The sequence below is a fragment of the Arthrobacter stackebrandtii genome (assembly GCF_017876675.1).
Lineage (GTDB): Bacteria > Actinomycetota > Actinomycetes > Actinomycetales > Micrococcaceae > Specibacter > Specibacter stackebrandtii.
Genome location: NZ_JAGIOI010000001.1, coordinates 1,711,533 through 1,735,360, shown reverse-complemented (window position 1 = coordinate 1,735,360; position 23,828 = coordinate 1,711,533). Strand labels below are relative to the sequence as shown.

Genomic DNA, 23,828 nt, shown 5'->3' with positions numbered 1-23,828 from the left:
TAGCGTAGGAACGTGAACAATTCATTAACGCCGCGTGTACCCCATGTCTTGGTTGTTGGCATTGACGGGGTCCGCCACGACTCACTTGTGCATGCTGGAACGCCGTACCTTGACTCCCTCGCAGACGCCGGTGTGCTGCTGCCGGTCCAGGTCCATGAGAAAAACCTGACCGTTTCAGGGCCCGTCTGGGCGACGGTTGCAACCGGCGTCTACATGGACCGGCACGGAGTGGTTGGAAATGAGACGCACCCACCGGAGTTGGGACGCTATGCAGACTTCACGGCCCTGCTTCGGCAGCGGCGGCCGGAACTGCAGACAATGATGGCCGCCAGCTGGTTCCCCCTAGCAGCCAAGACGGCGTGCGGGCCCATCTTTTCATCCGGTGGATGGGTGAATCCGGTTGATCCCGAGGGTGAGAACAACAGCGCAAGCTGGATCAAGGCCGACGACGAGATTGCCGACCATGCCTCGCAGCGGCTGCTGACAGAAGACCTCGCTGCCAGCTTTGTGTACTTTGGCGAGTGCGACGTTGAGGCCCACAACCACGGAACCGGCGCCGGGTACACGGCAGCCATTGAGCGATGCGACGCACGGTTGGGCAGGCTGCTCGACGCGATCGACGGCCGTCCCGGCCGCAGCGATGAAGACTGGACCGTCATTGTGGTCACCGACCACGGCCACCTGACTGAAGGCGGCCACGGCGGTGACTCGCCTGAGGAGCGCACCGCGTGGATGGCCGCCAGCGGACCGGGCCTTCCAGCCGGAATCACTGCATTGGACCATGCGGACATCGCAGTCCAGGTGCTCAAAACGTTCGGCCTGGAGGCACCCGACCTCAGCGGTGTGCCGTTTGGTGACCGCTAAATGACCCTGGGCATAACCCTTCTGGTGCTGTTGGCGGCCGTCTTCCACAGCACTTGGAATGCGATTGCCAAGCACATCCCCCACCGGTTGGCGTCAGCCACTCTCATCGCCCTGGTCTATCTGGTGGCCGGCGCGGCTGGGGTTGCCGCGTTTGGCCTGCCCGCGGCTGAAGCCTGGCCTTTCATAGCTGTCTCGGCGGGCCTGCAAACCGGCTACCTGCTCCTGCTGACCGCGTCCTACAAACATGGCGACTTCAGCCAAATCTATCCACTCGCCCGAGGCCTGGCAGTCCTGCTGGTGGCAGTCGTTTCGGTGACCCTCCTGGCAGAAGACTTGAGCTGGGTGCAGGTGGCAGGCGTCGCCGTCGTGGGCGGATCACTGCTGTCACTGGCCTTGCTCGGAAAACGTGGCAGCCGCACTGGGGTCATCTTCGCCCTCCTGACGGGCGTATGCATCGCGGCCTACTCGCTGGTGGATGGCGTGGGCGTACGTGAATCCGGTGATTCCTTCGCCTACATCGCGTGGCTGTTTCTGCTGCAGGGCGTCCTGCTGCCCGTGGTTTGCTGGCTGGCCGCCCCGGACCGCCGCACCTACCTGGGCGCCATGGGCCGGCATTGGCGCCTTGGCTCGCTCGGCGGCCTGCTGTCGCTGCTCGCATACGGGATTGTGGTGTGGGCGCAGGGCCTTGCCCCGCTAGCCCTGGTCTCAGCCCTGCGCGAGTCCTCCGTGCTGCTCGCCGGCCTGGTGGGCTTCCTGTTTTTCGGCGAAAAGTTCTCCAGGGCAAGGCTGGGATGGACGACGGCGGCAGTCGCCGGAATTGTGGCCCTTCAGTTGGGCTGATGGCCCAGCAGCGGGATGGGCGGGGCTACCCTGGCCAGGGGCGGACCGTGTTTACCGCAGGATGATGTCCGTTGCGGTGGCCGGCGACTGGCCGGTGGAGACAAAACCAGAGACGTTGGCCTGCGGATGTTTGATGATGTCGGTGACTGAACCCAGGTGGCGGGACAGGTCCACCTTGTCTTCGGGTGCCGCCAGCAGCAGCTGGAAGCCGAATTCCTGCAGCGCGTTGATGCCGGCCCCGGCGTATTCGGAGTTGGCCTGAATGAAGGCTTCGTCGATCATGACGGTGCCGTAGGTGCTGTAGCCCTGGACATCGATCCCCAGCTGGTAGGCCAGGGCGGCGCCCATGATGAACGACGTGAACCGCTGGCCCTCGCCGCCGGACAGGGTGCCGGGTTCGAGGCCGAGCTCGGTTTCCCCGTTCGGGCGGTGCTCGTTGCAGCTGATGGTGACATGCTGGCGGACGTCCAGCACGGTGTCGGTCCAGGACGCCATGGCGGGATCCGCCAGTGAGGTGACGAGCCGTTCCAGCTGCTGGTAGCTGCTGGCCATGGTTTCCTCCGTTGCCTTGGTGTAGGCATTTCCGAGGGCCTCCTTGAGGTCCTGGCGGAACGCGCGTGCCTCGTCGGGAACGGTGGTCTTCACCTCCAGCCGCAGCCGGCTGCCCTTCTCGAAGGGGACGTCGGCCAGGATCTGGTTCAGGGGCAGGATGCGTTCCTCGATGGATCGCCGTTCTTCTTCCAGCAGCTGCAGGAGGTCGGAGAATCGTTCGTAGGAGCGGTTGTTGAAGTACTCCTTGAATTCCTCCTGGCGCTGCGGCAGCCCGTCCGAGACGATGCGGTGGTACAGCTCCTCGTAGTGGGGAGCGGCTTCGGCACCGGTGCCGTGGCTGGCGCTCATTGTTGGCCCGAACTGCCGGGCAAACGCCTTGAAGATCTCACTCAGCGCGGCTTCGGTGCGGAACTGGCGTTCCTTGATGGTGGCGATCCGTTCCCCAAGGTCGACGGCGACATGGCTCAGCAGGACTTCGAGCTCGTCGAGGGAGGCGGGTTCGCCCGCCTCCAGGAACGGCGCAAATGCCTCCTGCGCCCAGTCGTCCGCAGCCTTGTCCGGGCTGCCTCCGGCCAACACGCCCTGGACCGCGGCAAGGTCCTTCTCGATTCCGGCCAGGTCGTGGTGCAGCACTGCCACGCGCCCGACGGCGGCCTCGAGTTCACCCTGGGCCTCCGCCAGCGAATCCCGGAGCTGGGCCAGCGTGGTGCTGCCGGCGATGGTGGCTTCAAGGGTGGCCTGCAAGGCCTCCAGCGCTGCCGCCGGGGCTGCTGAGTCCAGCTCCTCAAAAGTGCGGGGGTCTGCGGCGACGCGCTTCAGGGCCGCCAGCCTGCGGACCGACTGTTCTTTCGCCAGGCTGCTTTCGGCCGCCGCGGCGTCCAAGGCCCCCTGCTCGTCGGCCAGCAGCCGGGCCTGGTCCTCAAGTTCGGCAATCTTCGCCACGTTGTTGAAGCCCAGCAGGTAGTCGCCCGGGTTGATGGTGCGGGTGTCTCGTTCAAACAGCGCCTGCCCCAGCTTCACGGTTCCCGCCAGCGAAACGGCCTTGGCCTGTTCGTGCAGGGCGGCGTCGTCGTCAACGCAGGTGAAGGCAAAGTCGGCCGCGATTTTCCCGCGGAGCCAGGCTCCTGCCTCGGAATCATGGAAATCCAGCTTGCCTACCAGCTGGTTGCGGCCCTCCTTGGCAGGCTTGGCGGGCACGCCAAGGTCGATCCAGCGCAGCTTGCCGTGGCCGTCGAGCGCGTTGATGGCCGAGGTGACGGCCGCAATGTCGCCACCCCGAACCAGCAGGGTGGTGGCGAGCGAACGCAGCACCTTTTCCGCCGCCGGCCGCCATGCACCGTGTCCGGCGCCCATGTCCACCAGCTCGCCGGCAAACGGCATGTCCGCGGCTTCCAGGCCGGTCGCGGCGCAGATGGCGCGCCGGGCGGCGGCACTGCGCGAGTCAATGTTGGAGCCGCGGCGCTCGTAGGCTGCGATCTCGGCCCGCAGCGCCTTTTCCCGGGCCTTGAGGTTCACACTGGCGGCGACGGCCTGGTATTCCAGCGTGCGCGCCGCGTCCATGTCCACCTGCTGGTGTTCGACGCCGGACGCCGCAGCCAGGCGCGCAGCGGCCAGTCCCTGCGCACTCCAGTCATACTCGAGCCCGGTGGCGTCAAGTTCGTCGCGGGCAGCGGCCTCCAGGCGCTGGCTCTCCGCCAGCTCGCGCCGGCCTGTGCGGATGTCCTTTTCGAGGGACTCGATGGCCTGCCCGCCGTGGGTGGCGTGCTGCCGGGCCAGTGCGGAAACAGTTTCGGCGAGGGCATCCTTGGCCTGTCCGGCGGCCGTGATGTCGGCCTTCTTGTGGGCCTGCGCTTCAGCGAGGGCGACTGCACGGGACGCCAGCAGCTCGCCCTGGAACTGCTGCCGGAGCAGGGGAAGCTGGACGTTTTTTAACTCAATCGTGCGCTCATGCTTCTCTGCCAGGTGCCGGAGTTTTTGGTGCAGTTCCGGCACGGGCGCCAGGGCATCGCGCTGCCCGCGGGCGTCCTCCAGCTGGCGGTAGATGCCGCTCAAGTGGCTGAAGTCCTCCACCGCTGCCGCGGCCGCCGCCAGCGTGGCCGGCTTGTCCAGGACCTCGTAGCGGAAGAAGCGGTTGACGCCCTTGTCCAGGCCCTTGCCGTTCTGCAGCGTGCGCAGCAGGCTGAATGCCTTGTCGTTGTGGATGCCGAGCCTGCGCCGGAAGCGTTCGGCGAAGGTCTTGTGTACGTCGAACGCCTCGGCACCGGGCAGGGCGGCATGCAGGGAGGAGGGCGAGAAGCGGCGGCTGCCGTGGTTCTCCAGCGCCTCGGTGTCCAGCGGCCGGTCGTGGATGACATAGTGCTTGCCCACCTGGCCCTCCAGCCCGTTGGCGGGCAGGTCGAACAGGGCGGCGATGGTGACGTGACGGCCCAGGCCGTCCTCAAAGACCAGTGCGGTGGCGGACCAGGTGGCGCTGGGGCGCTGGTACTCAATGCCGCTGGCCGTCTTGATTTTGCGCCCGCGCATGTAGCTGAACGTGGTGCGGCGGTCCTTGCGGTTTGAGGCCTCGTGGGCGGATTCGTTCAGGCGCGGCGCCGCGTAGAAAATGTGCTGGATGCCGTCAAACAAGGTGGACTTGCCGACGCCGGGATGGCCTGTCAGCAGCGTCCCGGCACGGTCCACATACATGCTGTGCCGGCCGTGGAAGGTGCCCCAGTTGATGATCTGGATCTGGCTGAGCCGGAACTGGCCCGGGTTGAGTTCCCCGCCGATGGGCAGGGTGGTTGCAATGCTCACTTAGAAGATCTCCTGCATCGTGGTGTCCTGCGCGGTGCGTTCCCGGCCGGTGTCCTCGGCGGTGCCGCTGTCCTTTGCGCTGCGTGCATCGTCCGCAAGCTGCCCGTGCAGCCCTCCGTCCACCTCGACTTCCACTTCAGGCCCGCCGTCCAGGTCAAATGCTTCGTCCTGGCCGTCCGGGGCATCCTGCGTGGCAGCGTCGATGGCAGCGAGGTACGCCGGAATCTGGTCGATGGAGTCAAACGGCAGGGCCAGCGCCAGGGCGTTGCTGACCCGGTATTCGTGCGGCAGTTCCGTGGGCAGGATCAGTTTCAGGTTCAGCAGCCGGGCCAGCGCGGCATCGGTTTGTTCATCCAGGCGCTTGTCGTCCACGGCGCCGGGCTGGCGGTGTTCGGCGAGGATCTCCCTGGCGCCGGCGCGGGAAATGCCCACGTCCGTGCCCGAGCCGGCGTGCCTGTCCAGCAGCACGCGCAGCCGCAGCGCCAGCAGCGTCTCCTCCCTGCGCAGGGGCTTGCGCGCCACGATCGGCTGGGTATGCACGGCGTCCACCCCGGCAGGCGAGAGCAGTGCGATCTTGCGTTCGCCGTCGATCTCCAGCAGCAGGAATATCTCGCTGAGGTACTGCTGCAGGGAGACTGCGTGGGTCAGGACGGTGGTCCACAGGGCAGGGTCGGTCGCGCCGTCGATGTACGGCCCGCGCAGCAGCCGCACCAGTGCCTGGCGCATGTCCAGCGGGAAGGAACCGGTGTCGCCGGGGAAGAGTGTGCGCTCGGTGCTGCTCATGCTATGGGTTCCTTTGTGAAGGTGAACAAGGGGACGGTTGCGGTGCGCACGGTGCCGTCTATTTGGGTGAACTCGAGCGTCTCGCTGCGCCCGGTGTCGACGTTGTCTCCGGAGCCGCGCGCGGCCAGGATAAGCCCGCGAATGGTGTTGATGTGCCGGAGTTCATGCGGCAGCCCCGCGTACACCTCGGCCAGGGTGGCCTGGCCGTTGCGCGTTTCCCGCACGCGTTCGACGGCGGCGCGCAGGGTTGGCATGTCAGGCGCCGGCGTCACGGGGGTGCGGTGGATGTCGGCGTCGCTCAGGGCCGGTGGTGCGGCCAGCTTGGGCGGCGGGACGTGGTCGTCAGGATTGAAGATGCCCAGCCCGGACAGCGTCTCAAAGTTGGGGGCGAACAGCCGCGGTTCCACCACCCCGGTGCGGGCGCCCAGCGGCGCCGTGGCCACGGCCTGTTCGGCGGCGTGGATCGCCTTGCGCAGCAGCACCGATTCCTGGAATTCGGCGGACTGGACGTAGGCGTGCAGGCTCTCCGACAGGCGCCCGTAAATGGCGTGCACCTCGGCGGCCTGGCGGCGCATCTCCCGCAGCAGTGAGGCCAGGTTGGCCCGCTCCTCGGAGGTCAGCTGGTCCGTGAAGTCGCGCTCCAGCACTTCATTGACCGACTGTCGGAAGCGGGCCTGCTGGACGGGATCGTTGAGGAACTCGGTGAAGCCCTGGAAGGTCTCGCCCTCGGCCGTGCCGCGCAGGGCCTTGTCGCCGGCCAGGACTTGGCCCACCGCAACACCCTTCGTCACCGAGGATTCCATGATTTCCGTGCGGATTGAATGCAGCATGGCCTCGACACCGTCGCGCATCCGCTTGAAGTCTGCAGGCAGGCCCGCGGCAAGGTCCAGCACGCTGCGGGCCGCAGCTGCGGCGGAATCATCCGAGAGGATGGCCGGGCTGGCGCCGCTCCGCAGGGCGGCAATCTCGCCCTGGCGCTCGGCAATTTCGGCCTCAAGTGCGGCGATGCGGGACTCCGGGTTGGGGTCGCTTTGCCGCGAGAGGGTCTCGATGCTGTTGAGCAGCGTGCTCAGGCGGGAGCTGTTGAGGTTGGTGTGCTGCCCCGTCAGGCTGTCCACAAATGCCAGCACCCGGGCCGTTGCTGCGGTGGGTTCGTAGTGGAACCTGCCCTCCACCATGGGGCGGGACAGGAACTGGCTGCGCACCCAGGAATCCGCGTAGTGCGACGCCTGCCAGGCGTCGTTCAGGCTGAGGTTCTCCTCGCGGAGCTCCTTCATGAAGTCGGCCAGGTCGGCGTGGAACTCCTCCAGGCCCACCCGCTGCCTGGATGCCGTGAATTCCGCACGCAGGAAGGCAAGGGCCCACGGGGCGCCCTGAAGCAGCTTCCATGCCGGGCTGAGCCGCAGTTGTTTTTGCGCGTGCCACTGCGCAACGGCTTGGTCGGTGGAGCGCATGGCACGGCCTTTCGGCAGGAGAATCGGGGTGTCATTCCATTTTAAGGCATGAAGGCCCTGCGGATTCCCGTTGCAGCTGTGCGCAACCCGGCCGAAGCGTGTGGTGAGAGTTACCCACAGGCGCGACCGTCCGGCGTCGTAGTTACGGTAAGATGGACAAGTCTGTGCTGGCACCGGGACCACATTTATGTGGAATTGACCGCCGCACGGGCATCGCAAATGAACCTCCTGTTACGGAAATGCCGTAACCGCCTAGACCAAAGGAGGTGGGTTCACATATGCGTCCTTACGAACTGATGGTAATCATCGACCCCGATGTTGATGAGCGTACCGTTGAGCCGTCGCTTCAGAAGTTCCTCAATGTCATCACCAACGATGGTGGAACCATCGAAAAGGTTGACATCTGGGGCCGTCGTCGCCTGGCTTACGACATCCAGAAGAAGTCCGAGGGTATCTACGCCGTGGTGAACTTCACCGCTGAGCCTGCTACCGCACAGGAACTCGACCGCGTGCTTGGCCTCAATGAGACCATCCTGCGCACCAAGATCACCCGCCCGGAAGAGCAGAAGGTTGTTGCCGAGTAATTTCGGCACTTCGTTTTAGCTTTTCCGTTGCAGGAAAAACGCCAGTAGGAAAACACCAAGCAGGAAGCAGGAGCAGATGGCAGGCGAAACCACTATCACGGTCATTGGTAATCTCACCGGTGACCCCGAACTTCGGTTTACCCCGAGCGGTTCAGCAGTAGCGAACTTCACCGTTGCGTCCACTCCTCGGACCTTTGACCGCCAGTCCAACGAGTGGAAGGACGGCGAAACGCTGTTCCTCCGTGCGTCGATCTGGCGTGAAGCGGCCGAGAACGTTGCCGAATCCCTGACAAAGGGCATGCGCGTGATTGTTTCCGGCCGGCTGAAGTCGCGGACCTACGACACCAAAGAAGGCGAAAAGCGCACCGTCATGGAGCTTGAGGTCGAGGAAATCGGCCCCTCGCTCCGTTACGCCAATGCCAAGGTCAACCGCACCCAGCGCTCCGGCGGTCAGGGTGGCGGCAACTTTGGCGGCGGACAGGGCGGCAACTTCGGCGGCGGAAACGCCGGCGGGGGACAGGGCGGCTTCGGCGGCGGCAACCAGGGTGGCGGCAACGCTCCCTGGGGCGGCGGCCAGCAGCAGCCCCAGGCTGCACCGGCGGCGGATCCCTGGGCAACGCCCGGCGGAAACACCGGCGGCTGGGGTGCGGGCCCGGACAACTCCGAGCCCCCCTTCTAAACAAAATCATTTGTGCGGCAACCGTCGCACGCTCACCATCCCGCGGATTAATATCCACGGGCTCCACTAATACTAAGGAGCTCCACGATGGCTAAGGCTGAACTCCGTAAGCCCAAACCAAAGTCCAACCCCTTGAAGGCCGCTGACGTCACCGTCATCGACTACAAGGACGTAGCATTGCTGCGCAAGTTCATCTCTGATCGCGGAAAGATCCGTGCGCGCCGCGTCACGGGTGTCACCGTCCAGGAGCAGCGCAAGATCGCACAGGCAATTAAGAACGCCCGCGAAGTTGCACTGCTGCCCTACTCCGGCGCTGGCCGCGGTTAAGGGAGATAAATAAACATGGCAAAGCTCATTTTGACCCACGAAGTAAGCGGCCTCGGCGCCGCTGGCGACATCGTTGAGGTGAAGAACGGTTACGCACGTAACTTCCTTCTGCCCCGCGGCTTCGCACTGACCTGGACCAAGGGCGGTGAGAAGCAGGTGGAGACCATCAAGGCTGCACGTGTTGCTCACGCGCACGCAACCGTTGAGGCTGCACAGGAGCAGGCAGCTGCCCTCCAGGCCAACGCCGTTGTCCTCAAGGTCAAGGCCGGCGCCTCGGGCCGCCTGTTCGGCACCGTCAAGGCTGCCGACGTCGCAGATGCTGTTGCAGCTGCAGGCCTGGGCACCATTGACAAGCGCAAGGTCGAACTGCCCGCCCACATCAAGTCGGTCGGCAAGCACACTGCAACCCTTCGTCTCCACGAAGATGTTTCAGCAACGATCACCCTGAACGTTGTAGCAAGCTAGTCTCGCTGCACCGCTTCACAAGAAGCCCGGTCCCCATTGCGGGGGCCGGGCTTTTTTGGGCCGGTTTCCGCCTCAGTCCGGCTGTGACTGCTGCGACTGGATATCTCGGGTGGTGAAGTGGCGGTACGTCATGTCCACCAGCTCGCGCAGCACGTCCATGTCGACGTCCGCCAGCTTGCTGATGTAGGTGCAGGCCACGCTCGACTTGAACTTGCCCAGCCTTTCCAGCAGCGGTGCGGCTCCGGGCGGCTCGCCCAGGCCGTAGACCACCAGGCTGGCCTTTCGCGGGGAAAATGCGACGGCGGCCGTGTCGCCTTCCCTGCCCGAGGCGTACTTGTAGTGGTATTCCCCGAAGCCAATGATGCTCGGTCCCCACATGCGTGGCGGCAGGCCGGTGACGTCCTCCATCATCTCCAGAAGGGTGATGGCATCCGCGCGGCGGACGGCTGTGGTGTCCACTTCGGCAATGAATTCCCTCGGGTCAATATTTGTGGGCGGGGTCTTGTTGCTCATGCAATCGCTCTCCTGTGGGCCGGGCGCACGGCGGCGGTGTCGTGCAGCCAACTATATAGATGGCCAACATGTCCGTGTGCGCATGCAGGCACATGGTCCGCGCACTTTGTTACGCAGGAAGGCACCGGACCGGTGCGCTGTGGACGGGCTGGGCGGGGATATCCACACACACGCATATATCTGTGGATATCACCGCTGTATCTTGTGTCACCCGGAGCGTCAAGGGATCCCGGGAAGATGTTCCAGCTATGTAAATATTGTGGTTCTCCACAAGTGGTGGACAGTGTTTATGCAGGTCAGAGGCATGTTCCACAACCCTGTCCGTAGTTATCCACATCGTTGTCCCCATCCTGTGCACAAGCTGGGGCAGTTAATGCACCGGTTATCCACAGGCTGGGTGGATAACGGGGTTGGTGGTTGCCGTTTCTGCGTCTAACGTTGCAGTTGAGCGCTCCTCTGCGGCAACTTTGTCGGAACCAGCTGGTAAAGAGTAGTAGCAATAGGTATACGCCGCCTTCCAGCGGTGAAGCGCCCGGCCAGCAGGGCAGAAAGAGGCACCACAATGTCGGCTCCAGCCAGGGAATCAGAAGCTTCATCCCGCGAACCGGATTTCGCCCGGACACCACCCCAGGACCTTGTTGCCGAGCAAAGCGTGCTCGGCGGCATGATGCTCTCCAAGGACGCCATCGCGGACGTCGTTGAGGTCCTGCGCGGCAATGACTTCTACCGGCCCTCCCACGAGAGTATCTATGAGGCCATCCTGGACCTCTATGGCCGAGGCGAGCCCGCCGACGCCGTCACCGTCGCCGATGAGCTGACCAAGCGCGGCGAGATCACGAAGACCGGCGGCGCAGCCTACCTGCACCAGCTCATCCAGTCCGTTCCCACCGCTGCCAACGCCGGCTTCTATGCCGAGATCGTGGCCGAGCGGGCCGTGCTCCGCCGGCTGGTCACTGCTGGCACGAAGATCGTCCAGATGGGCTACGCCCAGGACGGCGAGGTTGAGGACACGGTCAACGCCGCTCAGGCGGAAATCTTTGCCGTGGCCGAGCGGCGCACCACTGAGGACTACGTCCTGCTCAAGGACGTCATGGAATCCACAGTGGATGAAATCGAGGCGTCGGGCCACAAGGGCCAGGGCATGACGGGCGTGCCCACCGGTTTCTACGAGTTCGATGAACTGACCAACGGCCTGCACCCGGGCCAGATGATCGTCATCGCGGCTCGTCCGGCCGTGGGCAAGGCTCTGGCAACGGACACCTTGCTGCCCACGCCGAGTGGCTGGACCACGATGGGAGAGGTCAAAGAGGGCGACTGGGTTCTGGCTGCGGATGGAACCCCGACGACAGTTGTGGCAGCCACCGAGATCATGCTGGATCGGCCCTGCTTTGAAGTGACTTTTGACGACGGCAGTGTCCTCATAGCGGATGCCGAACACCAGTGGCTCACCGACACCAGGGCTTCGAGGAAATCTGCCCAGACATCCACTCATCCGAGAATCACCGCGGAAGTGCGGACAACCACGCAAATCGCAAACACATTGCGGTGCGCTGTATCGGACAATCGGCTGAACCACTCAATACACAACACCGGGGCACTGGACCTTCCGACAGCGGAGCTTCCCATCGGACCATACACGCTAGGTGCGTGGCTTGGTGACGGTGAATCGGCTGCTGCCCGTGTCACGAACGCGGACGATGAAGTGTTCATGCGGATTTCCGCCGAAGGCTATGAACTAAAGTCTGTTACTGATCTGACGATGAGCATCCACCTGCCACCGGAGTCATTTGTCTTTGACGGGATTTGCGTCGTGTGCGGGGAAGCGTTCACCAGCAAGCAGCGTCAGGTGCGCACTTGCTCTCAGAATTGTGGCCGAAAGGCACGTTACACAACTGATCCCGTTCCTGCTCCAACATGCATTGACTGCGGCATTGCCTGCAGCGGTGGACTTCGCTGTGAACCGTGCCGTCTCGACCATGGATCACTTCAGGCGCTTTTGCGCTCCAACTCGCTGTTGAACAACAAGCACATTCCCGACGTGTATCTTCGGGCCAGCGAAGCCCAGCGTCGGGAACTGCTCGCTGGGCTTCTTGATACGGATGGAACCGTGACCAGCAGTGGCTGCGTGCAATTTGCTGTGACGAATCTCGTCTTGGCGAGGGGTACCCGGGAACTCATCCACAGCTTGGGCTACCGAACCGGATGGTCAGAAAAGTCCGTCCGGGGGCGATCAGAGTCTTCTTCCACCGCCTACACGATCACTTTCGCCACGGATGATGTGGTCTTCGGACTGACTCGCAAGCAGTTGCTGCACAAGGAACGCGACGCGAGGGCAACGCCCAAGCGCAGCCAGCGGTTCATCACGTCCGTACGCGCCGTTGATTCGGTTCCGGTGAAATGCATACAGATCGCCCACAGCAGTCATCTGTATCTGGCGGGCCCGTCCTTCATTCCCACGCACAACTCAACGTTCGCACTTGACTGGGCCCGGTCTGCCGCGATTGACCACAACATGGCCACTGTTGTCTTCTCCCTGGAAATGGGCCGCAACGAAATCGCCATGCGACTGCTTTCTGCCGAGGCCACCATCAGTCTGCAGGACCTCCGCAAGGGAACCGTCAAGGACGACCAGTGGTCCAAGATCGCCACGACGATGGGCAAGATGAACGAGGCCCCCCTGTTCATCGATGATTCCCCCAACATGTCACTCATGGAAATCCGCGCCAAGTGCCGAAGGCTCAAGCAGCAGCATGACCTGAAGCTTGTGGTCCTCGACTACCTGCAGCTGATGTCCTCCGGCAAGCGTGTGGAATCACGACAGCAGGAAGTCTCCGAGTTCTCGCGTGCCTTGAAGCTGCTCGCCAAGGAACTGCAAGTTCCGGTGGTGGCCCTCTCTCAGCTGAACCGAGGTTCCGAACAGCGCACGGACAAGAAGCCCATGGTTTCCGACCTTCGTGAATCCGGATCGATCGAGCAGGATGCCGACATGGTCATCCTGCTGCACCGCGAAGACATCTACGACAAGGAGTCGGCGCGGGCCGGCGAAGCCGACGTGATCGTGGCCAAGCACCGTAACGGTCCCACCAAGACCATCGTGCTTGGTTTCCAGGGCCACTACTCGCGCTTCGCCAACATGGCCAGCGAAAGCGGTGGCGGCTACTAGTTCACGGCGGCGGCCGCCCTTCGGCCGCTACTGTTGAACCACGCCCCGGACAGCTCTCCCATGCCCAAGGAATCCATGCCCAACAATCCCATCCCAGGCCCCGAGGTGCGTGGCTCGGTGACGCCGAAGACCGGCACGGCAGCCAGCCGCCGCTCCACGGCGAGGGCCATCCGCGGCTTGGCCATCCCCGCCTTCGGCGCCCTCATCGCCGAACCGCTGTTCCTGCTGGCCGACTCCGCCATCGTTGGCCACCTGGGTGTGCCGCAACTTGCCGGAGTGGGCCTTGCCGCCACGGTGTTGCAGACGGTCGTGGGACTCATGGTGTTCCTGGCCTACTCCACCACCCCCGCAGTGGCCCGCCTCCTGGGTGCCGGCAAACACGCAGAGGCACTTGCCGTGGGCCGGGACGGACTGTGGCTGGCGGCCGGCCTGGGACTGGTGCTCGCCGTCGTCGGCATGTTCACCGGCGGTCCCCTGCTCAACGCCATGGGTGCCCACGGTGATGTCCTGGCCTACGCACAGGAATACTTCCTGGTCAGCCTGGCGGGCATCCCGGCGATGCTGCTGGTCATGGCCGCCATGGGCGTTTTGCGCGGCCTGCAGGACACCAAGACACCCTTGATCGTTGCCACGGTTGGCTTCGGCATCAACATCGTCCTGAACTTCGCCTTTGTCTACGGCCTTGGCATGTCAGTGGCCGGCGCGGCCCTCGGCACTGTGATCGCGCAGTGGGGGATGGCCGCTGTTTACCTGGTGATTGTGACCCGGGCGGCGCGGCACTACGAGGTTTCCCTGCGGCCGGACTGGGCGGGCGTCCGTGCGGTCTCCACCGTGGGCAGCTGGCTCATGCTGCGCACGCTGTCGCTGCGGGCGGCAATCCTCGTCACCGTCCTGGTCGTCACGGCGCAGGGCCCCGCAAACCTCGCCGCTCACCAGCTCGCCATGACGCTGTTCAGCTTCCTCGCCTTTGCCCTCGATGCCCTCGCCATCGCGGCCCAGGCGCTGGTGGGCAAGGAGCTTGGCGCCGGCAACACCGCCCAGGTCCATCTGCTGACACGCACCATGACCCGCTGGGGCCTGGGGTTCGGCGTCATTACCGGACTGGGGCTTTGGGCGGTCTCGGGCGTTGTGGGCTGGATCTTCACCTCGGACGCAAGCGTCCACGCAGCACTGGCCGCGGCGCTGCTGGTCATGGCTGTCGGCCAGCCCCTTGCGGGCTATGTCTTTGTGCTCGACGGCGTCCTCATCGGCGCGGGCGACGCCCGCTACCTGGCCCTCGCCGGCATGGCCAACCTTGTGATCTACCTGCCGCTGCTTTACTGGGTCTGGCATGCGGGCCTGGGTGACACCCCCGCGGGCCTGTTCTGGGTCTGGGCCGCCTTCAGCATCGGCTACATGGGTGCGCGCGGACTGACCCTGGGGCTGCGGGCCCGCACGGGACGGTGGCTGCAAGTCGGCGCCCGGCCCGGCCGCGGCTAGACTTGATGCGTGACTGAAACAGCCCTGCCCCAGCCCAGCAACGCAAGCACCTCCGCCAGTGGATCGCGTCCAGTCTGGCAGCCGGTTCTCCTGCGCGCCCTCGTGACCTTGGCGTTCGGCCTGACCACGGTGTTTTGGGGCAACCCGGGCACGGTGGGCCTGTGTGTCAGTGTGGCACTGTACTTCCTGGCCCTCGCCGCCTCGCACTACTGGGTGCTGCGCACACTCGACCTGCCCCGGGGGGACTCCCGCCGCATGGCCATAGCGGGTGCTGTCGGCCTGCTGTCCGTCAGTGCCGTGGTCGCGGCCGTGTCACTGAGCGCCGTCGTCACCGCCTGGCTTGCCGGCGCCGCCCTGGCCGTCATGGGCGCCGCAGAGCTGTTCGCCGGGATGCGGAAACGCACAGCCGGCGGGGGCCGTCCGCCGCTGCGTGGCGACTGGATCATCTCCGGCGCACTGGGCCTGGGCACCGGCCTTCTGCTGCCCTTCTTCGCCGCCGCGGGCCCCCACGCCATCCTTGGCGTGATGGGCGGCGGTGCAATGATGACCGGCGCCCTGTGGACCTTGTCGGCCCTCACACTCCGCCATGACGGCGGCAAGGCAAAAGCCGCGTAAACTGGACACCATATGTTCTACCCTGCGTAGAAGCGCGTGGTGCGTGAAATACCAAACAAGCAAAAGGACCAATTGTGGGCAGTGTAGAGCCGCAGAACCAGGATTCTGCCAAATCCATCAAGTTTCCCCTCGGCTTCTCCTTCGCCATGGGTGCCGTGGCCGGCCTGGTGACGCTGATCGTCTCCGCCGGCGGCACCCGCAACGGCCTGCGCTGGGACCTGGGCGGGATAGCGTTCGGGATCGCCTTCGTCGCCTCCCTGCTCATCGCCTCCTTGCTGGTCATGGGCCACAAGGAGAATGACCCCTCCCTCAGCGAGGGTTCCGGCATCAACCGCCGCTCGGCCGACCGCCTCAAGCAGGCCCGGCAGGACAGCCAGGCCCGTGACGGCGAAACAGGCCCTTCGGCAGGCAGCGGCAGGGACACGGACGACGGCGGAGCCCCCACCCGCTGAAACGCTGACTTCCGGCCCTGGCTGCTATCCGCCGCGGAGGGCGGCCAGGCTTTCCTGTATGCGGGCAAAGACACGGGCATCCACGGCGATGCCGTGGCGCTTGAGTGCCAGGACAGCAGCACCCACCACTCCGTCGCCCACCAGCACGGGTGCTATGTCGCCCGAGCCAACGCCCGTGGCCGTGCGCAGGCGTTCAACGACGGCAGCAGCCACTGTGCCGCCCTTGGTCAGCACGCTGCCGCCAAATACCAGCGGCTGGGCCGCCAGCTGCTCCCCGGACGCCCCGGAGCCGGAGGCGCCGCTGCCCTCCCATGCCGCCACCAGAGTCTGGGCCAGTGCCTGCGCCGCACGGTCGACGATGGCCCGGGCAACGGCATCCTCCGGAACGGCGAAGACCAGTGGGGCAAACCGTGAAAGTTCAATCGCCTTCAGCTCATAAACCTTGAAAATCAGCTGCTGCTGCGCCCGCAGGCGTCCCAGGGTGCGCGCCTGAGGGTCCAGGGTGATGTCCAGCTCAGCCAGCACCAGCGGCGTCAGTGCCGTCGCAGGACCGCGCCCGTCAAGGGCCGCAGCAACCGCCTGGGCAACCTCCCTGCCCAGCCAGAATCCTGAACCGTTGTCGCCAAGCAGCCAGCCGGTTCCATCCGCCACCATGTCGAGCCTGCTGTCCACAACCCGCGCGCCGACGGCTCCGGTACCAGCTATCAAAGCCAGGCCATCATCGTGAAAGGTTCCTGAGTAAAAGGCGGCCAAAAGGTCAGATTCGATCATGACCTCTCCGCGCAACCCGAGCGTCCGGAACCCTTCCCGGAACAATTGTGACGGCAGCTCGAGTGAGGCGCCGGCCATTCCTGCAAGTGCCCCCTCGACGCCGCCGGGGGTGTCCCCGAGGGCCTTCCGGGAGGCCTCCACAAGTGCGGCCAGTGCAGACTCAAATCCGCGGGAAACCGGGTTCCCACCGCCCGCCGTGCCGTATCCCAGGCACTGCCCGGAAGGGTCAACCAGGACGGCCCTCGTGGAGGTTCCGCCGGCGTCAATCGCTAGATAATTTCGCATCGTTATCATTCTGTGTCTAGGTGTGACTTGACTTACATCGGGGACGATAATAGTTTTCAGTATGTACTCACCGAAAAGAAATGGATTTTCACATGTCAGCCTTCACGTCCTCTGCGGCCGCTGCACCGGCCGCCGGTGTTGTGAACCGCATTCAGGCCAAACTACCTGACATGCCGGCCGCCATGGCGAAAATCGGCTCCTACCTGTTGGAGCATCCGCAGGCCCCGCTGGAACTGTCCATCATGGAACTGGCGGAACAGACCAAGACGTCACCGGCCACCGTGACACGTTTTTGCCGCCTGCTCGGCTACGCCGGCTACGTGCCTTTCCGTGTCAGCATCGCCTCGGACCTGGGGCGCAGCGACGCGCGGGAGTCATGGAAGGCCGACATTGGCCGCGCCTTTGGCCCGGATGATTCGCCCCGTGATGTACTCAGCACGTTGGTCAACGCCCACACCCGTTCACTGACGGAGACCGCGGCGGTCATTGACCTGGCCCAGATGAACAAGGTTGCCCGCCGGATCGCCATGTGCCAGCACGTGGACATCTACGGCATCGGCGGCAGCTCGGTCATGGCCAAGGAGCTGCAGTCGCGCCTGTACCGGATCGGGATCAACGCCCATTACTGGGCTGAGGTCCATGCTGGCCTGACAAGTGCCGCGATCCAGGACTCCAACTCCGTGGCCATCGGCATCTCAAACACCGGACGCACGGAAGAGACGTTGCAGATGCTGCGCGAAGCCGGAGAAGCCGGCGCCTTGACAGTGGCGCTGAGCAACAACCCCGGCTCCCCGCTGGCGGAAAGCGCCGACGAGTCAATCATCACCTCAGTGCACGAGCAGTTCCTGCAGCCGGATGACCTCTCCGCCAAGCACGTGCAACTGCTGGTCCTCGACCTGATCTACCTGCTGGTGGCCCAGGTGAACTTTGCCCAGACCACATCAAAACTTGCCGCGTCCGCCATGGCAGTCTCCCCCCACCGGCGCCCCACCCGGGCCGCCCGGCTGGAGGTTGGCACGGGCCGCGGTTCACGAAACTCCGGAAAGGTGGACGACCGTGCCTGATTCACTGACAGCCTTCAGCCTCGAGGTCTCCACACGGCTTGACGCCATCACTGCCTGGGCGGCTGGCGGCGGACTGGTCGAGGCGGCCAATGCCATGGCCGACACGCTTGCCAACGGGGGCGTTATCCAGGCCTTTGGCACCGGCCATTCCGAGGCCTTCGCCATGGAAATTGCCGGACGCGCCGGCGGGTTGATCCCCACCAGCAAGATTGCCCTGCGCGACCTGGTCCTGCATGGGGACCGCGATGTGTCCGTGCTGGACTCCCTGGAAGGTTCCGTTCTGGAGCGGGACACCGGCGTCGCGGAGGAGCTCTTCAACCTCTCGCTGGTGGACCCCCGCGACATCTTCATCATCGCCTCCAACTCGGGTGTGAACGGTTCCATCGTGGGACTCGCCCTGGCCGCCAAGCAGCGCGGACACAAAGTCATCGCCGTGACAAGCCTCGAGCACACCAATGCCGTGGCGACGAAACACCCGAGTGGGATGCGTCTCAGTGAGATTGCCGATATTGTTATGGATAACAGGGCGCCGTATGGCGATACGACCCTACAAGTTTCCGGCGGAGGGGGTGTTGGTGCCGTGTCATCCATCACGTCTGCGTACATTGCGCAGCTGCTGACCATTGAGACGGTCCAATGCCTGGTTCGTGCGGGGAAGAAACCGCCCATCTATATTTCGGCAAATATTCCGGGCGGGGACGAACACAACACAGCACTGGTGGGCCAGTATGTTGGCCGGCTCAGGCGTGAGGCGTGATTCCAACAGCCAAGTAGTTGAAGTCAGCTACAGCGCGTGAAGTCAGCCGAAGCAAGTTGCAGTGAAATGCAGTGCCCGTACTTTCCAAGTACAGAGCAGTACAGAGTAAGACCGTTTTCTAACGTTCGAACCATCAATGGAAGGCAGTACACAGAATGACTATTCAGAACAAGCCGCTGCAGCGCCGTGGATTCCTCCGCGGTGCACTGGCCACCGCCGTTCTTTTGCCCGTGGGTGGAGCCTTGGCTTCCTGCGCAGGAGGCGGCGGATCCAGCGAGACTTCGAAGGCTCCCGGCGGCGAAGTTGACCCCACCAAGAACCCGTTCGGCCTGGCCTCAACCGGCGCACTGGACGCTGTGATCTTCAAGGGCGGATACGGCATCGACTACGTCGAGTTCGCCGGCAAGATCCTGAGCAAGAACTTCCCGGACATTGACGTGAAGATCAGCCCCTCGACGGACATTGCGCAGGAACTGCAGCCCCGCTTTGCCGGCGGCACCCCGCCGGACCTGATCGACAACTCGGGCGCCAAGTCCATCGGCTTCAGCACCATCCTGGACCAGCTCGAGGACCTGCAGGGTGTCATTGATGCCAATAACCTCGAAGGCACCAAGATTGCCGACACCCTGTTCGACGGCGTGCTGGCACCGGGCACCTTTGACGGCAAGCTCGCCGCCATCAACTACGTGCTCACGGTCTACGCCGTGTGGTACTCCGCCAGCCTGTTCAAGGAAAATGGCTGGACCGTCCCCACCACCTGGGATGAGGCCTACGAGCTGGGCACCAAGGCCAAGGAAAAGGGCAAGTACCTGTTCGTCTGGGGCAAGCAGGCAGCCACATACTACCTGACCATGGCCATCGAGTCGGCCATCAAGGAAGGCGGCGACGAGGTCCGCCTGTCGCTGGAAAACCTGAAGCCCGACTGCTGGTCGCAGCCGGCCATGCAGGAAGTCCTGACCGCCCTGGAAAAGATCGTCAAGGCGGGCATGTTTGTCCCCGGCGGCTCCGGCACTGAGTTCACGGCCGCTCAGGCTGCCTGGTCCAACGACCAGGAAGCCCTGCTGTACCCCTCGGGCTCCTGGATCGAAAACGAGATGAAGGATGTCACCAAGGAAGGCTTCGAGATGACCGGTGCTCCGACTCCCGTTGTCTCCTCCAGCCCGAAGATCGACCAGAAGGGTGTCCGCTCCGCGGGCGGCGAGCCTTTCATCGTCCCCTCCAAGGGCGTCAACCCGGCTGCCGGCAAGGAATTGCTGCGCACCATGCTCTCCAAGGAAGCTGCAACCAACTTCGCCAAGGAGAAGCTGGCTCCCACAGTCGTCAAGGGCACCGTGCCCGCCGACGGCTTCGGTTCCACCGCGCTGGTCTCCCAGACCACCATGCTGGAAGGTGCCGGGAAGAACATCTTCACCTGGAACTTCATTGACACCTACGGCATGAACGCCGACCTGCTGGTGCCGTGGAACTCCTTCCTGGACGGCAAGCTGGATGTTGCCGGCCTGACGAGCGCCATGCAGAAGATCACCGACAACGTGGCGAACGACTCCTCGGTCAAGAAGATTGAAGTGAAGTGACCCAAGCAACAAACGAAGTGCAGTCGGGCAGTGGCGTTGTCGCCACTGCCCGGCGGCGCCGGAAAAAACTGACATTCGACAAGGTTAGCTTCATGGCAGTCTTCCTGGGACTGCCGTTGGTGATCTATCTGGTCTTTGTGATTTCTCCGTTCGCCCAGGCGATCTATTACTCCATGACCAGCTGGGGCGGCTTCGACAACAACATGCCGTTCGTGGGCTTCGACAACTACGTCAAGCTCTTCAACGATGACATCTTCATGCTCTCGGTGCGCAACAGCATCACCCTCGCCATCTTCCTGCCCATCATCACTGTGATCCTGTCCCTGGTGCTGGCCACCCTGGTCACCATCGGCGGCAGCAGCCGCGGGCAGATCAAGGGCCTGAAGGGCGCCGGGTTCTACCGTGTCATCTCCTTCTTCCCCTATGTCATTCCTGCCGTTGTCATCGGCATCATCTGGGCGCAGATCTTCGCACCCCGAAACGGCCTGCTCAACGGGATTCTGACGGCCGTGGGTTTCGACGGCTTCAAGGACTACGCCTGGCTGGGCGACTCCCGCACGGCCATGATCGCCTCAATGGTGGTCATTGTGTGGGGCTTCGTAGGCTTCTACATGATCCTGTTCATTGCCGCCATCAAGGGCATCCCTGCAGAGACGTTCGAGGCCGCCCGCATTGACGGCGCCGGTCGTTTCCGCACCGCCATCAGCATCACCATCCCGCTGATCCGCGACAACATCCAGACGGCATACGTCTACATGGGCATCCTTGCCCTGGACGCCTTCGTTTACATGTCTGTCCTGAACTCCACGGGCGGCCCGGAAAACTCCACCCTGGTGATGTCGCAAAAGCTGTTCATGACGGCCTTCGGCAAGAACCAGTTCGGTCTGGCCTGCGCCATGGGCGTGGTGCTGGCCGCCATTACGCTGCTCTTCTCCGCACTGGTGTTCCTTGTCAACAAGATCACCGGCGGCAGTCAGGATGTGTCTGAATAATGTCTATCCAACTCTCCAAGACCACGGCGCTCAACGACCACGTTGAACGCAAGGCCCAGGACACCAAGGGTGACAAGGTTGTAGCTGGCGTTTCACACACCATGCTCGCCCTCTGGACGCTGATGGTGCTCATCCCGCTGCTGTGGACACTGCTTTCCTCGTTCAAGACGACCAAGGAAATCCTTGCCTCGCCGTTCTCGCTTCCAGCCGACTGGAAATTTGAGAACTACCTCAATGCGTGGAACACGGCCGGCATTGGCAACTACTTCTTCAACACTGTCATCGTCGTGGGTTTCGCCCTGGTGATCGTCATGGTGTTGGGCGCCATGTGTGCTTATGTGCTGGCGCGCTACGTGTTCCCGGGCTCGCGGGCCATCTACTACCTGATGCTCGCCGGCCTGACGTTCCCGATCTTCCTGGCCATCGTTCCGCTGTTCTTCATCCTGAAGAACATCGGCCTGCTGAACACGCTGCCGGGCCTGATCATTGTGTACGTGGCGTTCGCGCTGCCCTTCACCGTGTTCTTCCTGTTCTCATTCTTCAAGGCGCTCCCACACGAGATCGCAGAAGCGGCGCAGATTGACGGTGCCGGCGAGTGGCGCACCTTCTTCCAGGTCATGCTTCCCATGGCCAAGCCCGGCATGGCCTCAGTGGCCATCTTCAACTTCCTCGGCCTGTGGAACCAGTACCTGATTCCGGTTGCCATCAACACCAAGCCGGAGAACTACGTGCTGTCGCAGGGCATCGCCGCCTTTGCCGGCCAGATGGGCTACGCCGTGGACTTCGGCGCCATGTTCGCAGCAGCCATCATCGTGATCATCCCCGTGTTGATCATGTACGTGCTGTTCCAGCGCCAGCTCCAGGGCTCGGTGTCTGCAGGAACCATGAAGTAAATTCAGTCCCACGGAATCTTCTTCCGTAGAATGCCAAAAGAGGCCCGCATCGCCAGTCGATGCGGGCCTCAACTGGTTAAGTGGACCTCACTCCATCGTCCTTGTGGTCGTTGGTTTGTGCGGCTCATGCCTGTTCCGACTTGCGGCGGCGGTAGGCAGCCACGTGGGCGCGGTTGCCGCAGTTTCCGGTGTCGCAATACCGCCGGGACCGGTTCTTGGACAGGTCAATAACCACAGCGCAGCAGTCGGGTGCGGCGCACACCTTCAACCGGGGCAGTTCCTTGCTGCGGATCACGTCCACGAGTGCCATGGCAGCCTCCACGCCCATGCGTTCGGCCAGCGGTGCCGCCGGCGCGGTCGCGTGCAGGTGCCAGTCCCACGCATCGTGCTTGACCAGCTGCGGCAGGGCATGCGCCCTGGCCAGCAGGCCGTTGACCAGCATTGCCGCCTCGGTCTCTCCTGCGGTGAAAATGGTGCGCAGCTCGTCCCGCATGTCCCGCACGGCGGCGAGCTCCTGTGCGGAGTGTTCGCGGGATCCTGAAAACTGTTCCCGGCGCACAAACTCATCCAGCTGTGCGGCGGTTTCCAGGGTGTCGGCGCCACTGACCGCTCCGTCCTCTGCGAGCGACGTGGGCCCCGTGTTGATCAAGTTGACAGCCGACGCCAGGGCCAGCTCCGTGTCATGACTAAAGACCATGTTGACTCCTGACAATGGACGAGCGTAATGTCACCAGTGTAACGCCTTTCACTCCTGACACTTGGACAGCCATGACCGCCCCAAACCCCTCCTCCGGCACGCCTGCCGTGCGTCCCATGCCCGCCGCCCGGACCGCCCTCGCCTCACCTGCGCTGCTGCTGGCACTCATCTCGGCCGCGGCGTTTGCACTGTCGGGTCCCTTCGCGAAGTCGCTTTTCGATGTCGGCTGGACCCCCGGCGCAGCCGTCGCCGTCCGCATAGGGGGTGCCGCCGTCGTGCTTCTGGTGCCCGTCACCATCATCCTGGTGCGGCGCTGGACCACCGTGAAAGGCTCGCTTGGACGGATTGCAATTTACGGCGTGGCACCGATTGCCCTGTGCCAGCTGTTCTACTTCAACGCAGTGCAGCACCTGTCGGTGGGCGTGGCGCTGCTGCTGGAATACCTCTCGCCCGTGCTCCTGGTGGTCTGGGCGTGGTTCATGACGCGCCGGCGCCCGAGGCTGCTGACCATCATTGGCGGGGCAAGCGCCATGGCGGGACTCGTGCTGGTGCTTGACCTGGCCGGAGACCAGAGAGTCAGTGTGGCCGGCGTGCTGTGGGGGCTGGGTGCGGCGGTGTGCTCGGCCGTGTACTTTGTGATGTCGGCCAGGACGGACGACGACGTCCCTCCCGTTCTCATGGCCGGCGGCGGCATGGCGGTGGGGGCCGTGCTGATTCTGCTGCTTGGCTGGACGGGCCTGCTGCCCATGGCGTTCACGTTCAACAACCCCGTCTTTGCAGGGGCCGAGGTCTCCTGGCTGGTTCCGGTGCTGGGGCTGGTGCTGGTCACCACTGTGTTTGCGTACCTGATGGGGATCGTGGCAACCCGCGGGCTGGGCTCGAAGGTGGCGTCTTTTGTGGCGCTGTTTGAGGTGCTGTTTGCCGTGGTCTGGGCCTGGCTGCTGCTGGGGGAGATGCCGCGGTTCGTTCAGTTGCTGGGCGGGGTGGCGATCATGGCCGGGGTGGTGCTTGTGCGCCTTGATGAGCTGCGCGGGTCGCCGGTCCGCGGCGGGACGTTCGAGGTGGACCTCAATGCGCCTGCCGGCCCCGGCGGCGCGGACGCTGCTGCGGCGGCGGAGGGCCTGGCGGATGCCGGTCCACGATAGATGGAGCGGTGCGGAACAGTGAAGCGGCCGGCGATTTTTGCATCGCCGGCCGCTTCACTGTGCCGCTCACCTCGCGGCAGGCTTGCC

Annotated in this window: 22 protein-coding genes; 16 read left to right on the top strand and 6 right to left on the bottom strand. The window is 64.1% G+C overall.

Translation table 11 applies throughout. From position 1 onward, the window contains the following. Positions 1-12 precede the first annotated feature (12 nt). Positions 13-864 (top strand): alkaline phosphatase family protein, encoded by an 852-nt coding sequence (locus tag JOF48_RS07285; protein ID WP_209679013.1) that lies wholly within the window; start codon positions 13-15, stop codon positions 862-864. After that, entirely contained in the window at positions 865-1,704 is an 840-nt protein-coding gene (locus JOF48_RS07280; RefSeq protein ID WP_209679011.1) for an EamA family transporter, read from the top strand. Positions 1,705-1,755: 51 nt separating this feature from the next. Here the strand turns inward: JOF48_RS07280 and JOF48_RS07275 are convergent, their stop codons facing one another. The 3 genes from JOF48_RS07275 to JOF48_RS07265 are packed head-to-tail and all read right to left on the bottom strand — an operon-like array spanning position 1,756 to position 7,286. Continuing rightward, positions 1,756-5,049 carry an ATP-binding protein gene (locus JOF48_RS07275; protein WP_209678994.1) on the bottom strand — a complete coding sequence of 1,098 codons (3,294 nt, stop codon included), beginning with the start codon at positions 5,047-5,049 and terminating at the stop codon, positions 1,756-1,758. Next, positions 5,050-5,832: a DUF4194 domain-containing protein gene (locus JOF48_RS07270; RefSeq protein WP_209678993.1), complete on the bottom strand. Its 783-nt coding sequence runs from the start codon at positions 5,830-5,832 to the stop codon at positions 5,050-5,052. Then, complete coding sequence (locus JOF48_RS07265; RefSeq protein ID WP_209678991.1) at positions 5,829-7,286, bottom strand: DUF3375 domain-containing protein; 1,458 nt, start codon at positions 7,284-7,286, stop codon at positions 5,829-5,831. The genes JOF48_RS07270 and JOF48_RS07265 overlap by 4 nt, the downstream gene beginning before the upstream one ends. Before the next feature lie 278 nt (positions 7,287-7,564). Here JOF48_RS07265 and rpsF point away from each other — a divergent pair, with 278 nt between their 5' ends. The 4 genes from rpsF (at position 7,565) to rplI (ending at position 9,341) form a co-directional block, all read left to right on the top strand. After that, a complete protein-coding gene (rpsF, locus tag JOF48_RS07260; protein WP_103467154.1) occupies positions 7,565-7,870 on the top strand; it encodes a 30S ribosomal protein S6 in 306 nt (101 codons plus the stop codon). A gap of 76 nt (positions 7,871-7,946) precedes the next feature. Continuing rightward, complete coding sequence (locus tag JOF48_RS07255; protein WP_209678989.1) at positions 7,947-8,549, top strand: single-stranded DNA-binding protein; 603 nt, start codon at positions 7,947-7,949, stop codon at positions 8,547-8,549. 87 nt (positions 8,550-8,636) lie between these two features. Beyond that, entirely contained in the window at positions 8,637-8,876 is a 240-nt protein-coding gene (rpsR, locus tag JOF48_RS07250; protein WP_005273147.1) for a 30S ribosomal protein S18, read from the top strand. Positions 8,877-8,891: 15 nt separating this feature from the next. Next, the gene (gene rplI / locus JOF48_RS07245; RefSeq protein WP_209678987.1) at positions 8,892-9,341 is read left to right on the top strand and encodes a 50S ribosomal protein L9; all 450 of its coding nucleotides are present in this window, start codon (positions 8,892-8,894) and stop codon (positions 9,339-9,341) included. Positions 9,342-9,413: 72 nt separating this feature from the next. On the opposite strand, the gene JOF48_RS07240 is transcribed toward rplI, so the two are convergent. After that, the gene (locus JOF48_RS07240; RefSeq protein ID WP_209678985.1) at positions 9,414-9,854 is read right to left on the bottom strand and encodes a DUF1801 domain-containing protein; all 441 of its coding nucleotides are present in this window, start codon (positions 9,852-9,854) and stop codon (positions 9,414-9,416) included. Between the two features lie 562 nt (positions 9,855-10,416). Here JOF48_RS07240 and dnaB point away from each other — a divergent pair. The 4 genes from dnaB (at position 10,417) to JOF48_RS07220 (ending at position 15,563) form a co-directional block, all read left to right on the top strand. Continuing rightward, a complete protein-coding gene (gene dnaB, locus JOF48_RS07235) occupies positions 10,417-13,017 on the top strand; it encodes a replicative DNA helicase (RefSeq protein ID WP_209678983.1) in 2,601 nt (866 codons plus the stop codon). 75 nt (positions 13,018-13,092) lie between these two features. Then, positions 13,093-14,496 (top strand): MATE family efflux transporter, encoded by a 1,404-nt coding sequence (locus JOF48_RS07230; protein ID WP_209678980.1) that lies wholly within the window; start codon positions 13,093-13,095, stop codon positions 14,494-14,496. A 9-nt stretch (positions 14,497-14,505) separates the two neighbouring features. Continuing rightward, the gene (locus JOF48_RS07225; RefSeq protein WP_209678977.1) at positions 14,506-15,111 is read left to right on the top strand and encodes a hypothetical protein; all 606 of its coding nucleotides are present in this window, start codon (positions 14,506-14,508) and stop codon (positions 15,109-15,111) included. A gap of 74 nt (positions 15,112-15,185) precedes the next feature. Then, a complete protein-coding gene (locus tag JOF48_RS07220; protein WP_209678973.1) occupies positions 15,186-15,563 on the top strand; it encodes a hypothetical protein in 378 nt (125 codons plus the stop codon). A gap of 24 nt (positions 15,564-15,587) precedes the next feature. On the opposite strand, the gene JOF48_RS07215 is transcribed toward JOF48_RS07220, so the two are convergent. Continuing rightward, on the bottom strand, positions 15,588-16,619 hold the full coding sequence (locus JOF48_RS07215; RefSeq protein WP_209678970.1) for an N-acetylglucosamine kinase: 1,032 nt from the start codon (positions 16,617-16,619) through the stop codon (positions 15,588-15,590). 92 nt (positions 16,620-16,711) lie between these two features. Here JOF48_RS07215 and JOF48_RS07210 point away from each other — a divergent pair, with 92 nt between their 5' ends. From JOF48_RS07210 to JOF48_RS07190, 5 genes are all read left to right on the top strand, one after another. After that, on the top strand, positions 16,712-17,683 hold the full coding sequence (locus tag JOF48_RS07210) for a MurR/RpiR family transcriptional regulator (RefSeq protein ID WP_209678967.1): 972 nt from the start codon (positions 16,712-16,714) through the stop codon (positions 17,681-17,683). Next, positions 17,676-18,440: a sugar isomerase domain-containing protein gene (locus JOF48_RS07205; protein WP_209678964.1), complete on the top strand. Its 765-nt coding sequence runs from the start codon at positions 17,676-17,678 to the stop codon at positions 18,438-18,440. The genes JOF48_RS07210 and JOF48_RS07205 overlap by 8 nt, the downstream gene beginning before the upstream one ends. A gap of 155 nt (positions 18,441-18,595) precedes the next feature. Further along, positions 18,596-20,014, top strand: a complete 1,419-nt coding sequence (gene ngcE / locus JOF48_RS07200) for an N-acetylglucosamine/diacetylchitobiose ABC transporter substrate-binding protein (RefSeq protein WP_209678961.1) — start codon at positions 18,596-18,598, stop codon at positions 20,012-20,014. A gap of 92 nt (positions 20,015-20,106) precedes the next feature. Then, positions 20,107-21,006 carry a carbohydrate ABC transporter permease gene (locus tag JOF48_RS07195; protein WP_209678958.1) on the top strand — a complete coding sequence of 300 codons (900 nt, stop codon included), beginning with the start codon at positions 20,107-20,109 and terminating at the stop codon, positions 21,004-21,006. 101 nt (positions 21,007-21,107) lie between these two features. Next, positions 21,108-21,899 (top strand): carbohydrate ABC transporter permease, encoded by a 792-nt coding sequence (locus JOF48_RS07190; RefSeq protein WP_245346815.1) that lies wholly within the window; start codon positions 21,108-21,110, stop codon positions 21,897-21,899. Between the two features lie 124 nt (positions 21,900-22,023). On the opposite strand, the gene JOF48_RS07185 is transcribed toward JOF48_RS07190, so the two are convergent. Further along, positions 22,024-22,596 (bottom strand): CGNR zinc finger domain-containing protein, encoded by a 573-nt coding sequence (locus tag JOF48_RS07185; protein WP_209678952.1) that lies wholly within the window; start codon positions 22,594-22,596, stop codon positions 22,024-22,026. Between the two features lie 71 nt (positions 22,597-22,667). On the opposite strand from JOF48_RS07185, the gene JOF48_RS07180 reads away from it, so the two are divergent. Next, positions 22,668-23,741: an EamA family transporter gene (locus JOF48_RS07180; RefSeq protein WP_245346433.1), complete on the top strand. Its 1,074-nt coding sequence runs from the start codon at positions 22,668-22,670 to the stop codon at positions 23,739-23,741. The last annotated feature ends 87 nt before the right edge of the window (positions 23,742-23,828 follow it).

Coding starts and splice junctions, on each gene's coding strand:
- JOF48_RS07280 (WP_209679011.1), top strand. CDS start 865: ATGACCCTGGGCATAACCCTTCTGGTGCTGTTGGCGGCCGTCTTCCAC.
- JOF48_RS07270 (WP_209678993.1), bottom strand. CDS start 5,832: ATGAGCAGCACCGAGCGCACACTCTTCCCCGGCGACACCGGTTCCTTC.
- JOF48_RS07265 (WP_209678991.1), bottom strand. CDS start 7,286: ATGCGCTCCACCGACCAAGCCGTTGCGCAGTGGCACGCGCAAAAACAA.
- rpsF (WP_103467154.1), top strand. CDS start 7,565: ATGCGTCCTTACGAACTGATGGTAATCATCGACCCCGATGTTGATGAG.
- JOF48_RS07255 (WP_209678989.1), top strand. CDS start 7,947: ATGGCAGGCGAAACCACTATCACGGTCATTGGTAATCTCACCGGTGAC.
- rpsR (WP_005273147.1), top strand. CDS start 8,637: ATGGCTAAGGCTGAACTCCGTAAGCCCAAACCAAAGTCCAACCCCTTG.
- rplI (WP_209678987.1), top strand. CDS start 8,892: ATGGCAAAGCTCATTTTGACCCACGAAGTAAGCGGCCTCGGCGCCGCT.
- JOF48_RS07240 (WP_209678985.1), bottom strand. CDS start 9,854: ATGAGCAACAAGACCCCGCCCACAAATATTGACCCGAGGGAATTCATT.
- dnaB (WP_209678983.1), top strand. CDS start 10,417: ATGTCGGCTCCAGCCAGGGAATCAGAAGCTTCATCCCGCGAACCGGAT.
- JOF48_RS07230 (WP_209678980.1), top strand. CDS start 13,093: ATGCCCAACAATCCCATCCCAGGCCCCGAGGTGCGTGGCTCGGTGACG.
- JOF48_RS07215 (WP_209678970.1), bottom strand. CDS start 16,619: ATGCGAAATTATCTAGCGATTGACGCCGGCGGAACCTCCACGAGGGCC.
- JOF48_RS07210 (WP_209678967.1), top strand. CDS start 16,712: ATGTCAGCCTTCACGTCCTCTGCGGCCGCTGCACCGGCCGCCGGTGTT.
- ngcE (WP_209678961.1), top strand. CDS start 18,596: ATGACTATTCAGAACAAGCCGCTGCAGCGCCGTGGATTCCTCCGCGGT.
- JOF48_RS07195 (WP_209678958.1), top strand. CDS start 20,107: ATGGCAGTCTTCCTGGGACTGCCGTTGGTGATCTATCTGGTCTTTGTG.
- JOF48_RS07190 (WP_245346815.1), top strand. CDS start 21,108: ATGCTCGCCCTCTGGACGCTGATGGTGCTCATCCCGCTGCTGTGGACA.
- JOF48_RS07185 (WP_209678952.1), bottom strand. CDS start 22,596: ATGGTCTTTAGTCATGACACGGAGCTGGCCCTGGCGTCGGCTGTCAAC.
- JOF48_RS07180 (WP_245346433.1), top strand. CDS start 22,668: ATGACCGCCCCAAACCCCTCCTCCGGCACGCCTGCCGTGCGTCCCATG.